This window comes from Pseudomonas sp. B22129 (assembly GCF_044218875.1).
In the GTDB taxonomy this organism is placed as follows: Bacteria; Pseudomonadota; Gammaproteobacteria; order Pseudomonadales; family Pseudomonadaceae; genus Aquipseudomonas.
The window spans coordinates 5,805,702-5,820,281 of record NZ_CP162592.1 but is presented as its reverse complement, the minus strand read 5'-3'; the positions used below and the strand labels follow the sequence as shown (position 1 = coordinate 5,820,281).

The following is a 14,580-nucleotide window of genomic DNA, read 5'->3' as shown; positions in this document are numbered from 1 at the left end:
AGGATGTTCGCAATGAAAAACTACGTGGGCGCTTCCTATTACCACCGTGTCGCCGAAGCCCTGGTGCTGCCTGACCGGCCGTATATCAACGGGCGTTTTGTCGACGGCAAGCCTGAGGGCACTTACCAGAACATCAACCCGGCCACGGCCCAGGTGTTCGGCACCGTGGCGTTCGGCGGGGCAGGGCATGTAGATCAGGCTGTAGCGGCGGCGCGGGCGGTGTTTGATTCTGGCGTCTGGTCGCGCTCCAAGCCGGAATACCGCAAGGACGTGCTGTTGGCGCTGGCGCAACTGATCCGCGTGAACGCGACGGAACTGGCGGTGATGGAGTCCCTGGACAGCGGTAAGCCGATCAAGGATTGCCTGCATGAAATCGGCACCGAAGTGCCGAATTTCTTTCAGTGGTATGCCGAATTGATCGACAAGACCTTTGGCAAGGTCGCGCCCACCGGCGAAGACGTCACCGCGTTTGTGTTGCAGGAACCTATCGGTGTAGTCGGTGCGATTGTGCCGTGGAACTTCCCGCTATTGATGACTGCCTGGAAACTTGCCCCGGCCCTGGCCGCCGGCTGCAGCGTGGTGCTCAAACCCGCCGAGCTGACCTCGTTGACCGCGCTGCGCCTGGCGGAACTGGCGTCCATCGCCGGCCTGCCCGACGGTGTGCTCAACGTGGTGCCCGGCGACGGCCATGAAGTCGGCAAAGCCATGGGCCTGCACCCGGGCATCGACGCGATCACCTTCACCGGTTCCGGCCCGGTCGGCGCGCTGCTGCTGGAATACGCAGCCCACAGCAACCTCAAGCCGGTCGGCCTGGAGCTGGGCGGCAAGAGCCCGTTCATCATCCTCGACGACGCGCCGCTGACCGAAGACCTGATCGCCAACGCGGTCAACGCGGCGTTCTGGAACGGCGGGCAAAACTGCACGGCGAACATGCGCCAGATCGTCCACGCCAGCCGCAAGGACGAGTACCTGGAAAAGGTGCTGGTCAATGTGGCGGCTTTGAAAGTCGGCGACCCGCTGGACCCCGACACCGAGATTGGCCCGCTGGTGTCGGCCAAACAACGCGAGCGTGTGCAGGGCTATATCAACCGGGGCGTGGAGGAGGGCGCACGCTTGGTGGCGGGCAACCGCGCCCTGGATTTGCCGGGGTTCTATGTCGACCCGGTAGTGTTCGATGACGTCAAGCCGGGCATGGTCATCGCCACCGAGGAAATCTTCGGGCCGGTGCTGGGCGTGATCACCGTGCAGAACGATGAGCAAGCGTTGCAGGTGGCACGGGACACCGAGTTCGGCCTGCATGCCACGGTGTTCACCCGTGATATCGACCGGGCGCTGCACTTTGCACGGCAGTTGCCGTGCGGCGTGGTGGGCATCAACGGCTTCACCGAAGGCGACGTGAAAACCCCGTTTGGCGGTTATAAACGCTCGGGTTCGCTGTCGCGGGACAAGGGCGTTGAAGCGTTGCAGCAATACGTGCAGACCAAAACCGTGTGGGTGCGCTCGTTGCGTGGGGTGAACTGACGGGCGGGACTTTTAATAATTGGCGACAATCTTGTGCGTTTGCTAGAGTGCCTGCACGAAAATGAGTCGAGCATCGCCGTGAGCCTATTAAAAGTCCCCAAGGTCGTGAAACTGTCTGCGGAAGTGCAAGCGGCCGAAGTGCTGCGCGAATCCATCATGTCGGGCACGATTCTGCCGGGGGCGCGGGTCACGGAGGTGCAGTTGGCCCAGGAGATGGGCCTGTCACGCGCCACCGTGCGCTCGGCCCTGCACCAGCTGGAAAAGGAAGGCCTGACCACGCTGATCCCCTATACCGGCTGGACCGTGATCTCCCTCACGCCCAAGGATGTGTGGGAGCTCTACACCCTGCGCTCCAGTGTGGAGCGCTTGGCCGCGCAGCTGGTGGCGGCGGGCATGGACGACACCAAGCGTGCCTTGCTCAGCCAGCATTACCAGGCGCTGGTCGAGGCGTGCCACGCAGGCAAGGCCGAGGCCATCGCCGAGGCCGACTTCGCGCTGCACAAGGCGATCATCACCTTGGCGGACCATAGCCGCCTGTTGTCCCAGTACGAGTTCATCGAGCGCCAGATTCGCCTGTATATCCGTTCCAGTGACTCATTGATTCACGACGCCGAGGCCATCATCGAGCAGCACCGGCCGTTTGTGGACGCGATTCTGGCCGGTGATGCCGAGACAGCGGGGGCTTTGTCCGAGGCGCATAACCTCAGCGAAGGCGCCAAACTCAATGACCACCTGCAAGGCCTGATGACCGAAGACGCCTCGCCATTGGCGGCTGACGGGCGCCTGAAACACCTCAAGCCGCGCCGTGCAAAAGCAGCCGCCAAACCATAGGTTCAGCGTATGTTGGCCTTACGTTAATACGAATATACCTATCACACCTCGTCGGTAAGACTTGAGCCCCAACCACAACAGGGGCTCACCTCCAATGTCACTTGCCGACCCGCTTCAGCGCCTGGCTGAACTCGACACGAACACCGTTTCCGACGCACTGGATTTCCTGCAACTGCCGGGCGCCGTCGTGGGTATTCGCCCGTTGTGGGACTGCCCGAAAGTGGTGGGCCGCGCGAGCACGGTCAAGCTGGCACCCAAGACCGACGCCGCCCCCGGCGTGCACCTGATTTCCCCGGTGATCGACGCCATCACCACCGACGACCGCGTGCTGGTGATCGCCGGCGGTATCGAAGGCATTTCGTGCTGGGGCGACATCATCGCCAATGCCGCCGTAGCCAAGAGGATCCGTGGTTCGGTGATCGATGGCTTCAGCCGCGACATCGACGGCAGCGCCTCCATCGGTTACCCGGTTTACGGGCGTGGCGTGACCATGATCAGCGCGCGCAACCGCGTGGTGCAGGTGGACTCCGGCGTGACCATCAAGGTCGGCGGCGTTGACGTGTCCGAAGACGACTACGTGATTGCCGACCGTTGCGGCAGCGTGTTCATTCCCGCCGCCGTGATTGAACAGGTACTTGACCTCAGCGAGCGCATCGCCGCCCGTGAAGCCGGCATGGTCGACGCCGTGCGCAGCGGCCGCTCGGTCGCCGATGTGATGCATGACAGCCAATTTGAAGCCATCCGCGTGGAGCCTGCCCGATGAACCCTGAAGATCAGCAAATCGTCGCCCTGTTTGAAGGCCTGGACACCCCCGGCGTTTCCGACGCCATGGACAAGCTGGGCATTCCCGGCCAGTGCCTGGGCATCGCGCCGCTGGATAACTACCGCGGCACCGTGGTCGGCCCGGCCTTTACCGTGCAATACGTACCCGCGAACACGCCGCCGGGCTCGGTAGGCGATTTTATCGAAGACGTGCTGCCGGGTGACGTGGTGGTGATCGCCAATGCCGGTCGTACCGACTGCACCGTGTGGGGCGACATCATGACCCAGTACGCCGGCGCGCGTGGCATCGCCGCCACCGTGATCGATGGTGTGTGCCGCGACGTCAGCAAGGCCCTGGGCGATGGCTACCCGATGTTCACCCGTGGCCGTTACATGCGCACCGGCAAGGATCGTGTGGAAGTGCTGGCGGTGAACCAGCCGGTGGCGATAAGCGAGGTTCGCGTGTGTTCGCGGGACATCGTGGTGGCCGACGCCAACGGCGTACTGGTGGTGCCCCGCGCCCGTGCTGTGGAAGTGGCGCGGGTCGCGCGGCAGATCGAAGACGTGGAATCGCAGATCCGCGCCCAGCTCGAGGCGGGCAAGACCTTGAAGCAGGCTCGCGAATCCCTGGGTTACCACACGCTGCAAAGGAAAGGCTCGTGAACCTTCAACGCCTCAATAAACGCCTGGCCCAGGCCCAGCCTTCGGCCACCTACCGCATCATCGACCGCGTGGCCGAACGCCGTGCCCAAGGTGCAAAAATCATCTCGCTGTGTGCCGGCGAGCCGGATTTCGACACCCCGGAGCACATCCGCCAGGCCGGTATCGATGCGATCCGCAACGGCCACACGCGGTATACCCAGGTGGCCGGCGTGCGGGCCTTGCGCGAAGCGGTGGCCGAGAAGTTCCGCCGGGAGAACGGCCTCGACGTGACCTGGCAGGACACTATCGTCAGCAACGGCGGCAAGCATGTGATCTACAACGCGCTGGCCGCCACCTTGAACGAAGGCGATGAAGTCATCGTGCCCGCGCCGTACTGGGTCAGCTACCCGGAAATGGTCGAGCTGTGCGGCGGCACCTCGAACATCGTGGCCTGCAGCGCCGAGGACGGTTTCAAGCTGACGCCCGGCGCGCTCGCCAAGGCAATCAACCCCAACACTCGCTGGCTGATCCTGAATTCACCGTCCAACCCAACCGGCGCGGTGTACAGCGAGCAAGAACTGCGCGCGTTGGCCGCAGTACTGCTCGACCATCCCCACGTGCTGGTGCTGGCCGACGATATTTACGAACACCTGCTGTTCGATGGCCAAACCTTTCACACGCTGGCGCAAGTTGAACCGCGCTTGGCGCCTCGCGTGTTGACCATGAACGGCGTGTCCAAGGCCTACGCCATGACCGGCTGGCGCATCGGTTTCGCCACCGGGCCACGCTGGTTGCTGGAGGCCATGGAAAAACTCCAGGGCCAACAGACCTCGGGGGCCAGCGCGATTTCCCAGCAAGCGGCCATGGCCGCGCTGAGCGGGCCGCAGGATTTTGTGCGCGCGTCGCGGGCGGTGTTTGAAAAGCGCCGCAACCTGGTGGTGTCGTTCCTCAACGCCACGCCGGGGCTGGAATGCATGAACCCGTCCGGCGCGTTCTACGCCTTCGCTTCCTGCGCCGGTTTGCTGGGGCGTACCACGCCGGCGGGCAAGCTGCTGCAAACCGACGAAGACGTGGCACTCGCCTTGCTTGATGAAGCCAACGTGGCCGTGGTGCATGGCAGCGCGTTCGGGTTGGCGCCCTACCTGCGCATTGCCTACGCCCTGGATGACGATTCGTTGTTGCAGGCGTGCGAAGCGATTCGGCAGTTCTGCGCGGCGACGCGTTAGAGGTCGCGCATCAGCAAGCCGAAGCGCATGTTTTTCAGGGTGCCGGCGGGGGCAAGCAATTCGGGGGCGAGGAGGGAGGAGGGCATGGGCTCAGGTCGCAAAAGGTCGCGAGGGTAGCGGGGTGTGTGGTGGGTTTTATTGATCCAGATCGCCTTTTGCCGATTTTGTATCGCTGTGTATCGCCAGCGGGCGTTCGACACAGGCGCGATACCTCAAGGGGGTTCAATAGTGGCTCTGTGTAACCCACAAGGTAATCGACATGCGACCTCTCCCGATTCTGTTCGCCGGCCTGCTCCTGACGTTCGCGCTGATCTGCAGCCAGGCGTTTAGCCGTGAAACAGCTGCCAATGCGGCACTTGATAGCCGGGGCGCCATGCCGTCGCTGGCGGGCGCAACAGAGTGGCTCAATTCACCACCCCTGCGTGTGCAGGACCTCAAAGGCAAGGTGGTGCTGGTGGATTTCTGGACCTATGACTGCGTGAACTGCCAGCGCGCGCTGCCTTTTGTCAAAGGCTGGGCGAAACGCTACGAAAAGGAGGGGCTCGTGGTCATCGGCGTGCATACCCCGGAATTCGCTTATGAGCACATCACCCGCAATGTGCAGGACCAGGTGCGCAAGCTGGGCATCACCTACCCGGTGGCGATCGACAGCAACTATGCGATCTGGCGCAGTTTCGATAACCAGTTCTGGCCCGCCCATTACCTGATCGATGCGAAAGGCCAGGTGCGTTACACCCATTTTGGCGAAGGCCGTTATGACGTGCAGGAGCAGGTTATTCAAACACTGCTGGGCGAAGCCAAGGTACAGGCCGCGGGCCTTTGATTGAGGCGGTCTATGCTTGTTCGATAGCCCCTTGTTCGATAACCCAGGGCACTCCCAGGTTTCGCAGCGGACTAAGCAACAGGGCCTACGAAGGCCCCTGCTTTTCTGACATGGACCGGACATGAACCAAACCAACCTGCAATTCAAAACCCTGCTGTTGCTGCTCGCCCTGGTGACCATCGCTTTTATCTGGATATTGCTGCCGTTTTACGGTGCGGTGTTCTGGGCGGTCATCCTCGGTATTATCTTTGCCCCGATGCAAAGGCGCCTGCAGCAGCGGTTCGCCTGGAACCGTAACTTCACGTCTCTGGCGACCCTCACCGTGTGCCTGGTCATCGCGATTTTGCCGGTGATCATCACCAGCGTGTTGCTGGTGCAAGAGGGCGCCACGCTGTACAAAAACGTCGAAAGCGGCAAATTGGACGTGGCGGGGTATATAGAGCAGTTCAAGAACTTCTTGCCGCCGTATTTCCAACACCTGCTCGACCGTTTTGGCATGGGCAACCTTGAGGGTCTGCGCGAGAAGATCGTCAAAAGCGCGATGCAGGGCAGCCAGTTCTTCGCCACTCAGGCGTTCAGCTTCGGCCAGGGCACCTTTGATTTTCTGGTGAGTTTTTTCATCATGCTGTATCTGCTGTTTTTCCTGCTGCGCGACGGCCCCGAGCTGGTTCGCAAGGTGCGCACGGCGGTGCCGTTGGCCGAGCCGCAAAAGCGCCGTTTGCAGCTCAAGTTCAACCGCGTGGTGCGTGCCACGGTCAAGGGCAACGTGCTGGTGGCCGTGACCCAGGGCGCATTGGGCGGGCTGATTTTCTGGTTTCTGGACATTCCCAGCGCGTTGCTCTGGGCGGTGTTGATGGCGTTTCTGTCGCTGCTGCCGGCGGTGGGGGCGGGTATTGTGTGGGGGCCGGTGGCCGCTTACTTCCTGTTAAGCGGTTCGATCTGGCAAGGTGTGGTGCTGGGCTTGTTTGGCGTATTTGTGATTGGCCTGGTGGATAACGTGCTGCGCCCGATACTGGTGGGCAAGGACACCAAGATGCCGGACTACCTGATCCTCATCTCGACGCTGGGCGGCCTGTCGGTGTTTGGCTTGAACGGGTTTGTCATCGGGCCGCTGGTGGCGGCGTTGTTCATGTCGAGCTGGGCGTTGTTTGTCGAAAGCAAGCCGCGGACCAAACTGCCATTACCCTAGGCGTGAAGCCTGAAGGTCGACACGCATTGCAGTTGTTTTTCGGCAGCGGACAATGAAGTGAGCGGGCCGCTGACGGGCTCGCCGTCGCGCACCAGATACCAGCAGGCCAACAGCCCAAGCTCCCGAAGAGGGGCGGGGACGGCGCTGCCGATGACGGACATGATCTGAACAGTGGGCATAAGTACCTCCAATCGCTATGGAGGTCACTCTACGGGCGGGCGCCCCTCAGGAAAAATCACCTGTCTCGATAGTCGACATCAACGCCACGCGTCAATCCACGACTTGGTCGAGCATGTTCACCACTTCCTGTTCACTGAGCAGCCCCTTGCGCACCAGGTTCTCGGCCAGCAACGCCAAAAATTTCGCGCTGCGGTGGCCCTCCAGGTGCTTGAGTTCGGTCAGGGCGCTGTAGACCTTGCTGGACGTGCACAAGCCGGCGGTGCGGTGCGGGTTTTGTGTGGGCATGGTCAGTCGTCCTTAATTGTTTTTGGGTGGACAAGGGTCAATAGTGAGTCTGTTTCGTGACGTAAACATGACAGCGTGAGCCTCTGCCGGGCAAGTAGACATTGCACTGTCATGATGTGGGATTAACGCCCACACATTGTCCTCATAACGACCTCGGCTGCTTGAATCCGGACTTTGCGGACAAAAAAAAGCCCCGCGTGTGGGCGAGGCCTGTTCTGTCATACCCACTGCGTGTTACCAGCCGCGGCCGTAGTAGCCGTGGGGAGGGCCGTAGTAACCGCGCGGTGGGCCGTAATAGACCGGCGCCGGACGGTAATAAACCTGTTGCTGCACATACACCGGCGGTGGCGGCGCGTAGTAAACCGGCGGAGGCGCGGCATAGACCGGTTGCGGCTGGACATACACCGGTTGCTGCACGTAGACCGGCTGGGACTGGCTGGCGACTACGGAGCCGACAACGGCTGCGCCGATCAAACCACCCAATATGGCCGGGCCACCCCAACCACCACCGTGGGCGGAGGCTTGGCCTGCCATAGCGAGTGCGCCGATAAGCAAGGCGATTTTGGGGATTTTACGAATCATGGTCATTCCTCGGTTAGCCCCTGCGCTTGTGGTCTGCAATCAATAGACTCAAGGATTGTCGCGGGGATACTTTTAAGACAACGTATTTCTGAAAAACAGCACAGCCGATAGGTAAAGGTTGTGTAAGGTCTGTACCGAATTGCTTACTCAAAGGAGTTTTCCATGCAGATGCACCCCAACAAGGACACTCAACTGTGCATGTCATTGTCGGCGCGCCCCGGTAATTTTGGCTTGCGGTTTCATAACCACCTGTACGAACAGTTGGGTCTGAACTTCTACTATAAGGCGTTCAGCAGCCAGGATTTGCCCGGTGCGATCGGCGGTATCCGGGCGTTGGGTATTCGCGGCTGCGGGGTTTCCATGCCGTTCAAGGAAGCCAGCCTGGCGTTGGTGGACGAGCTGGACAGCTCGGTCAAGGCCATCGCTTCGCTGAACACCATCGTCAATACCGGCGGCCATCTCAAGGCCTACAACACGGACTATATCGCCGTCGAACAACTGCTGAAAAAGCACGCAGTACCCAAGGACTCAACCTTCGCCCTGCGCGGTAGCGGCGGCATGGGCAAGGCCGTGGCCAGCGCCTTGCGGGACGGCGGTTATGCCAACGGTGTGATCGTGGCCCGCAATGAAGCGGCGGGGCGCGCGCTGGCGCAGAGCCTGGGCTATGAATGGCAGGCGGAACTGGGTGATCTACGCCCGCAGATGCTGGTCAACGTGACGCCGATCGGCATGACCGGCGGGCCTGAGGCGGATCACTTGGCCTTCGAGGCTGCGGCTATCGATGCGGCGGATACTGTCTTCGATGTGGTGGCGATTCCCGCCGAAACCCCGTTGATCGTGCGGGGGCGGGCCAAGGGCAAGCGGGTGATTACCGGGCTTGAGGTGATCGCGATTCAGGCGTTGGAGCAGTTTGTGCTGTACACCGGCGTAAGGCCGACGCAGGAACAGTTTGAGGCGGCGGTGGCCTTCGCCCGAAATTAACGGCGTAGTGCAGATTCAAATGTGGGAGCGGGCTTGCTCGCGAAAGCGGTGGAACAGGCGATACATTAAGTGACTGACACTCCGCTTTCGCGAGCAAGCCCGCTCCCACATTTTTTACTGCGCTACGCCTGTTCCAGCTGCGCCAATCGCTCTTCCAGCGCAGCAATCCGTGCTTCCAGTTCTTCAATGCGGTCCACGGAAACCCCGGCCCCACGCTCCACCGGACTGCCCCGCGCCGACAGTATCGCCTCGATATCCGCCGGATCACCCAGCGCATGGGTATACCGATCTTCCCGCTGCCCGGCCTGACGCGGCACCAACAGCGCCAGCCCCCGTGCAATCAAACGCTCCAGCTGGTGCACCACCTGCTCGGCATCCTCAAAGTCATGCATGCGCCCGCTGCGGGTCAGCAATTCATTGACGGTTTGCGGCCCGCGCAGAAACAGCAGCCCAATCAGGATTACCTGCGCCGGCACCAGCTCAAGCGCCTTTTCAACACGATGTTCCCAACGGTCGGCCCGGCTGCCCATCACCAACCGGGTAAAGCCTTGGCCTTCCAGCGCGCGCAGGCTTTGGCCAACCTGGCCCTGGCTGAGGTTGGTCACCGGTTCGCGGCTGGTTTTCTGGTTACACGCCAGCACCAGCGCGTTGAGGGTCAGGGGGTAGGTTTCCGGGTTGGTTGCCTGTTTTTCGATCAGGCAGCCCAGAATGCGGATTTCCGTGCTGTTCAGGCGCGGCTCAGGGGTGTCGGTGTCGTGCTCGGCGGTCATCGCGCTTTCCCTATGCAGTGAAGTGCCTAGCCTAATCCTGAAAAAATAAAAGACAAGCGACTGGCGGGTCTATAATCGCCGCTCGTTCCAACCCTGCCATTACCGTGAGACTGTCATGACTATTTCCCTGTACGCCGCTTCCATCCCGGTCTTCAAGCAAATGCTCACTGCCCTGAGCGATGTGCTGAACAAAGCCGAAGCCCACGCCACCGCCAAGAACATTGAACCAAACGCCTTGCTGCAAGCGCGCCTGTTTCCGGACATGTTCCAGCTGGTGCGCCAGGTACAGATCGCGGTCGACTTCGCCAAAGGCGTGTCCGCGCGCCTGGCGGAGATCGAAGTGCCGAAATATGAAGATAAAGAAGTCACCTTCGCCGACCTGCAAGCGCTGATCGCCAAGGTGCTGGCTTTCGTCGATACCATCAAGCCTGAGCAGGTTGACGGCAAAGAAGGCATCGAAATTATCACCCGCCCAGGCACCCCGAAAGAGAAGCGCTTCAGCGGCCAGTCCTACCTGCTGACCTACGGCCTGCCGCAGTTCTTCTTCCACGTCACCACCGCTTACGCGCTGCTGCGTCACAACGGTGTGGAAGTGGGCAAGCGTGATTACATGGGCGCGTTCTAACTCACGTCTGCTCTGCCAGCCCGGGGCGGTTCTTGAATGAACCCCCGGGCTTTTTTGTGCCTGCTTTCTCATTCTGTAACACGAACCGATGCAACCAAGTGCGGTAGATAACTCAATAAGAGGATCAGATCAGTCCTGTTGTCAGAGCCCTGGAGGCTAACTGTTTGAGTATCTCTTCCCTTCCCGTGATCAATGCAAACCCTTATTCCGGCTCGCTGCTCGATATACCCAATGCGGCAAAGCTGGCTCGGCCCCGACGCGAAGTGCCGAGCGAGGAGCCCGACGCGGCGGTTATCCCGGCTCGAAAAAACCGGCTGGGCAATCAACGCGACTTGCTGACGTTCAGGGATGCATTGACCAGTGCCTTGGTGAAGGTTGGCGATTATCTGCAGCAACAGTCGACGCTGCACGACTACCACTACCGAAATGTACCCAGCCCCCCGGCATACGATGCACAGGCTGGTTTTCAGGCCTATCTGCGATCGCAACAGATCAGGCTGGATCCGGACTCCAGCTTTCATCTGGATAACCAGCCGATGGCCGGTAAGTCGATTAACTTGTTGCAGTTCATGACCGGCAACGGTTGGGAGCACCCGGCCAACGAAGATGAACTCGATAACATGGGCAAGGAATTGTTCCGTGCTGTGGAACCCCGGCAACCACAGGGGGATCTCGGTGGCGGGTTGTCGTGGCCTGTGCCTCTGGATGCGCAAATACAACAGGATATCTACGACGCCGTCTCTTATAACGCCTTGCAAGTGCCCGAGCTCGACACGCTCAAGTTGAGCCAGAATGCCTTTGGTTACCTGGCTCAAACCATGAAATGGACTGGCGAGGAGCTGAAAAATCCACGGCAGGCCGTCATGAGCCTGCTGGGCAGCCCTGCCGCAAAGGCCTTGGGTGAAGCCCTGCGCAACGAGTTTGAAGGGGAGGGAAGTGTTGAAGATTGGGTGCTGACGGCGCTGCAGGTAGGTCTTAACCGTGACGCATGGTTAAAACCCGGCGAAAAGAACAAGGTGGCCGGGTTTGATTTGTCGGCGCGGGAGCACTGGGGCAAGCCACTGTCCGGTGTTGTTGAAGGCTTGACCCGGCACCTGAGCAGATCCTATGGCCACAACGCAGCAGTTGCCGCCTACCTGTTGCTGTCGCATCACGCACCGGAGCTGTTGGTCAAAGACTTGCCGGAGCATGTGACCTATGGCTCACCCGCTTGGGTCAGCCTGAAATCCATCGTCGCCAAAGCCGAGATGCGCACTCCTGGGCTGGCCGTGACCAAGACCTATGAGCAACTGTTGAACGAGGACCTAAAACCCATTACCACCGCAGAAAAGGAAGTTGAAGCCCTGGCCGGGCGGGAGGGTTTGATTCATTGGGCGGTGGCGGATGGTGCCATTGCAAAGCGAGCTGATAACAACTACACCGCAGAAGAAATTGAGCGTGCCGGAGTGCTCGCCAGTGAGCGTTTCGATACCTTGGAGACTGCATCGCGAGCGCAGCGTGCAACGGTTCCCAGCCGTAAGGCGTTGGCGCTCAACCTATTGAAAGAGCATTTGACCAAGACGTTTGGCAACATCGACTTTGAGAGAAAATTTCTCGAGCCTTCTGTGCCGCACAATGACTTGAAAGGCCCGTACTCGCTACTCGATATCTATCTGAACCCGCAGCTGCATACGGTATGGGAGTCCAATGACCCCTCCATTGACGTTGGCTCGATATCTCATGCACTTCGTTCATTGCCAACGGTTAACGAGGTGTTTGAAAAAAATGTCACTGAGTTTGCGGACGGGTACAAAGGCGCGCTGGAGGTTTCCGTCAAACACATGATGTCGACGTTGCCTGTAGGCGATAAGGAAGCGCTGGAAAAGGGTGAGTTGAAGTTCTATACACAGGAACATTTCACACGTACAACCCAATACTCGGGCTCTTCAAAAATATCGAGCGCCTCGCACAGCGATACCGTTGACAGCAAGGCGGTTTTGGTTGAATCGATGTACCAGGGCAAGAGAAGAATTTACGAAGTCAACACTCAGCGTGGCACCCTTCATGAACGAGCAGATTTGACTGAAGGGGTGAAAGAGGGTCAAGGCAAATGGCAATCTTCAGGGTCGAAGAATCCGAAGGTCAGTGTCCGTTCCAGCGTCAGGATCTCTGAAGTCAAGGCCGAGGCGGCCCAGCGCGCCCCGAGGCCTGATACGTCCTCTACCGTTCAAACGTTCAATTCCCCAAGAACCCACTTCATTGCCGATACCGTCGCCAATCAAATGTTTACGCGCGAGGAGCGCCAGGCAATGATCCAGAACGCCAGAGGCGTCACCACCTTCGATACCGAAGTAACGGTGTTCGAGCAGATTCAGGCGGTGACCCGTGCGTTGATCCCTTTTGCGTCCGCGATCAACAGTTTTCAGCAAGGCAAGGTGGGGGAAGGGCTTACTTTCTTGGCGTTCGACATCTTCGGGTTTGTGGTGGGCGGTGCGGGAGCCGTCAGTAGAATCTCCAAAGCGGTGAAAGTCGGCGGTTCGGTTGGAGGCAAGGCGGGCCGGCTGGCGCGAGGTTTGCTCAGTGCCGCCAACCCGTTTGCGGGTGGCAAGGCCATCGTGACCCGAGAGTTGCCACTGCACTGGTCAGCACTGGGCAAGGGGACGTTTTCCTGGAAGGTTATCTCGACCAACCGCAGTGTTGATCGGGTTTATCAGAGCAAGCCGAAAGACGTTGTAATTGGCACCGACGGTGGTACCGGCGGGGCGCAAGTCCTGGCTCAACGAGATCCGCTTACCGAAAACTGGTACCGGTATGACCTGAAGACCCATAAGCGCTATGGCACACCGCTTGAGGCGTTTGAGGTCAACAGCAACGCGGCTTGAGGCGATACACGCTCATGCCTGAAAAGCCCGACGCCTCAGCGTCGGGCTTTTTACTGTTCACGCAGTCTGCGCGTCTTTGCCCAGGCAAGCTGCCGCAGTAAACAGCACATCGGTCGACGAATTCAGCGCCGTTTCCGCCGAGTCTTGCAACACACCGATGATGAAGCCAACGGCAACCACCTGCATGGCGATTTCACTGGGAATGCCGAACAGGCTGCACGCCAGCGGAATCAGCAGCAGCGAACCACCCGCCACTCCCGATGCACCACAGGCACAGATGGCCGCGACCACGCTGAGCAGCACGGCAGTTGGCAGGTCCACGGCGATGCCCAGCGTATGCACGGCTGCCAGGGTCAACACGGTGATGGTGATGGCGGCGCCGGCCATGTTGATGGTGGCACCCAGTGGGATCGACACCGAATAGGTGTCTTCATGCAGCCCAAGACGTTTGCTCAACGCCAGGTTCACCGGGATATTCGCTGCCGAACTTCGGGTGAAAAACGCCGTGATGCCGCTTTCTCGCAGGCACATCAATACCAGCGGGTAGGGGTTGCGGCGCAGCTTCCAGAACACGATGGCCGGGTTCATCACCAGCGCCACAAACAGCATGGAACCGAGCAGCACCAGCAGCAGGTGGGCGTAGCCGAGCAAGGCGCCGAAGCCGGAGGTGGCGAGGGTCGAAGCCACCAGGCCGAAGATGCCCAGGGGCGCAAAGCGGATGACCACGCGCACGATCAGCGTCACGCCATTGGACAGGTCGTCCAGTACCGTGCGCGTGGTTTCGCCGGCGTGCCGAATGGCAACACCCATACCGATGGCCCAGGCCAGGATGCCGATAAAGTTGGCATTCACCAATGCGTTGACGGGGTTGTCGACCACGCTGAGCAGCAGGCTTTGCAGGACTTCGCCAATTCCGCCAGGAGCGCTGATGGTCGCATCATGGGTGGCGAGCACCAGCGTCGAGGGAAACAATGTGCTGGCGATCACCGCGACCACCGCGGCCGCGAACGTACCCAGCAGGTAGAGAAACAGGATTGGTTTGATATGGGTTTGCTGGCCGGTTTTGTGGTTGGCGATCGACGCCATGACCAGCACGAACACCAGGATCGGCGCCACGCCTTTGAGTGCGGCGACAAATACTTTGCCGATAAACCCGGTGGCTCTGGCCGCGTCGGGCAGCAGCAAGGCCAGCAGAATACCAGCGATCAGGCCGACGACAATTTGCGTGACCAGGCTGACGCGTGTCAGGCGCTGAAGGAGGGAGGGGGCAGGGGTCATAAACAGGTGTCTCTGGTTTTATAG

General features: G+C 60.2%; 14 protein-coding genes and 1 pseudogene. 10 read left to right on the top strand and 5 right to left on the bottom strand.

What is annotated here, in order from left to right:
* Positions 1 to 12: 12 nt before the first annotated feature.
* The 7 genes and pseudogenes from AB4P94_RS26325 (at position 13) to AB4P94_RS26295 (ending at position 6,994) form a co-directional block, all read left to right on the top strand.
* Complete coding sequence (locus AB4P94_RS26325) at positions 13 to 1,521, top strand: aldehyde dehydrogenase (protein WP_395608210.1); 1,509 nt, start codon at positions 13 to 15, stop codon at positions 1,519 to 1,521.
* 78 nt (positions 1,522 to 1,599) lie between these two features.
* The gene (locus tag AB4P94_RS26320) at positions 1,600 to 2,352 is read left to right on the top strand and encodes a GntR family transcriptional regulator (protein ID WP_395608209.1); all 753 of its coding nucleotides are present in this window, start codon (positions 1,600 to 1,602) and stop codon (positions 2,350 to 2,352) included.
* Between the two features lie 94 nt (positions 2,353 to 2,446).
* Positions 2,447 to 3,115 carry an RraA family protein gene (locus AB4P94_RS26315; protein WP_395608208.1) on the top strand — a complete coding sequence of 223 codons (669 nt, stop codon included), beginning with the start codon at positions 2,447 to 2,449 and terminating at the stop codon, positions 3,113 to 3,115.
* On the top strand, positions 3,112 to 3,777 hold the full coding sequence (locus AB4P94_RS26310; protein ID WP_395608207.1) for an RraA family protein: 666 nt from the start codon (positions 3,112 to 3,114) through the stop codon (positions 3,775 to 3,777). The genes AB4P94_RS26315 and AB4P94_RS26310 overlap by 4 nt, the downstream gene beginning before the upstream one ends.
* Positions 3,774 to 4,982, top strand: coding sequence for a pyridoxal phosphate-dependent aminotransferase (locus AB4P94_RS26305; protein WP_395608206.1), 1,209 nt, complete (start codon positions 3,774 to 3,776; stop codon positions 4,980 to 4,982). Before AB4P94_RS26310 ends, AB4P94_RS26305 begins: the two co-directional genes overlap by 4 nt.
* Before the next feature lie 361 nt (positions 4,983 to 5,343).
* A pseudogene (locus AB4P94_RS26300) lies at positions 5,344 to 5,805 on the top strand (thioredoxin family protein); the annotation flags it as partial.
* Between the two features lie 121 nt (positions 5,806 to 5,926).
* Complete coding sequence (locus AB4P94_RS26295) at positions 5,927 to 6,994, top strand: AI-2E family transporter (RefSeq protein ID WP_395608205.1); 1,068 nt, start codon at positions 5,927 to 5,929, stop codon at positions 6,992 to 6,994.
* On the opposite strand, the gene AB4P94_RS26290 is transcribed toward AB4P94_RS26295, so the two are convergent.
* The 3 genes from AB4P94_RS26290 to AB4P94_RS26280 form a co-directional block, all read right to left on the bottom strand.
* Entirely contained in the window at positions 6,991 to 7,173 is a 183-nt protein-coding gene (locus AB4P94_RS26290) for a hypothetical protein (RefSeq protein ID WP_395608204.1), read from the bottom strand. The genes AB4P94_RS26295 and AB4P94_RS26290 overlap by 4 nt on opposite strands.
* A gap of 91 nt (positions 7,174 to 7,264) precedes the next feature.
* On the bottom strand, positions 7,265 to 7,459 hold the full coding sequence (locus tag AB4P94_RS26285) for a hypothetical protein (protein WP_010211349.1): 195 nt from the start codon (positions 7,457 to 7,459) through the stop codon (positions 7,265 to 7,267).
* Positions 7,460 to 7,693: 234 nt separating this feature from the next.
* Positions 7,694 to 8,047 carry a hypothetical protein gene (locus tag AB4P94_RS26280; RefSeq protein WP_078741781.1) on the bottom strand — a complete coding sequence of 118 codons (354 nt, stop codon included), beginning with the start codon at positions 8,045 to 8,047 and terminating at the stop codon, positions 7,694 to 7,696.
* 156 nt (positions 8,048 to 8,203) lie between these two features.
* Between AB4P94_RS26280 and AB4P94_RS26275 the strand changes: the two genes are divergently transcribed.
* Positions 8,204 to 9,022, top strand: a complete 819-nt coding sequence (locus AB4P94_RS26275) for a shikimate 5-dehydrogenase (RefSeq protein WP_395608203.1) — start codon at positions 8,204 to 8,206, stop codon at positions 9,020 to 9,022.
* Positions 9,023 to 9,144: 122 nt separating this feature from the next.
* Here AB4P94_RS26275 and AB4P94_RS26270 read toward each other — a convergent pair whose 3' ends face one another.
* Entirely contained in the window at positions 9,145 to 9,792 is a 648-nt protein-coding gene (locus AB4P94_RS26270) for a YceH family protein (protein WP_395608202.1), read from the bottom strand.
* Between the two features lie 115 nt (positions 9,793 to 9,907).
* On the opposite strand from AB4P94_RS26270, the gene AB4P94_RS26265 reads away from it, so the two are divergent.
* Both AB4P94_RS26265 and AB4P94_RS26260 read left to right on the top strand, forming a co-directional pair.
* A complete protein-coding gene (locus AB4P94_RS26265) occupies positions 9,908 to 10,417 on the top strand; it encodes a DUF1993 family protein (RefSeq protein WP_395608201.1) in 510 nt (169 codons plus the stop codon).
* Between the two features lie 164 nt (positions 10,418 to 10,581).
* Positions 10,582 to 13,278: a hypothetical protein gene (locus AB4P94_RS26260; protein WP_395608200.1), complete on the top strand. Its 2,697-nt coding sequence runs from the start codon at positions 10,582 to 10,584 to the stop codon at positions 13,276 to 13,278.
* A gap of 57 nt (positions 13,279 to 13,335) precedes the next feature.
* Here AB4P94_RS26260 and sstT read toward each other — a convergent pair whose 3' ends face one another.
* Complete coding sequence (gene sstT, locus AB4P94_RS26255; protein WP_395608199.1) at positions 13,336 to 14,556, bottom strand: serine/threonine transporter SstT; 1,221 nt, start codon at positions 14,554 to 14,556, stop codon at positions 13,336 to 13,338.
* Positions 14,557 to 14,580: the final 24 nt, after the last annotated feature.

Bases quoted from the DNA above. Each gene is read 5' to 3' on its own strand.
- sstT (WP_395608199.1), bottom strand. From the start codon at position 14,556: ATGACCCCTGCCCCCTCCCTCCTTCAGCGCCTGACACGCGTCAGCCTG.
- AB4P94_RS26295 (WP_395608205.1), top strand. From the start codon at position 5,927: ATGAACCAAACCAACCTGCAATTCAAAACCCTGCTGTTGCTGCTCGCC.
- AB4P94_RS26290 (WP_395608204.1), bottom strand. From the start codon at position 7,173: ATGCCCACTGTTCAGATCATGTCCGTCATCGGCAGCGCCGTCCCCGCC.
- AB4P94_RS26315 (WP_395608208.1), top strand. From the start codon at position 2,447: ATGTCACTTGCCGACCCGCTTCAGCGCCTGGCTGAACTCGACACGAAC.
- AB4P94_RS26310 (WP_395608207.1), top strand. From the start codon at position 3,112: ATGAACCCTGAAGATCAGCAAATCGTCGCCCTGTTTGAAGGCCTGGAC.
- AB4P94_RS26325 (WP_395608210.1), top strand. From the start codon at position 13: ATGAAAAACTACGTGGGCGCTTCCTATTACCACCGTGTCGCCGAAGCC.
- AB4P94_RS26265 (WP_395608201.1), top strand. From the start codon at position 9,908: ATGACTATTTCCCTGTACGCCGCTTCCATCCCGGTCTTCAAGCAAATG.
- AB4P94_RS26280 (WP_078741781.1), bottom strand. From the start codon at position 8,047: ATGACCATGATTCGTAAAATCCCCAAAATCGCCTTGCTTATCGGCGCA.
- AB4P94_RS26285 (WP_010211349.1), bottom strand. From the start codon at position 7,459: ATGCCCACACAAAACCCGCACCGCACCGCCGGCTTGTGCACGTCCAGC.
- AB4P94_RS26275 (WP_395608203.1), top strand. From the start codon at position 8,204: ATGCAGATGCACCCCAACAAGGACACTCAACTGTGCATGTCATTGTCG.
- AB4P94_RS26270 (WP_395608202.1), bottom strand. From the start codon at position 9,792: ATGACCGCCGAGCACGACACCGACACCCCTGAGCCGCGCCTGAACAGC.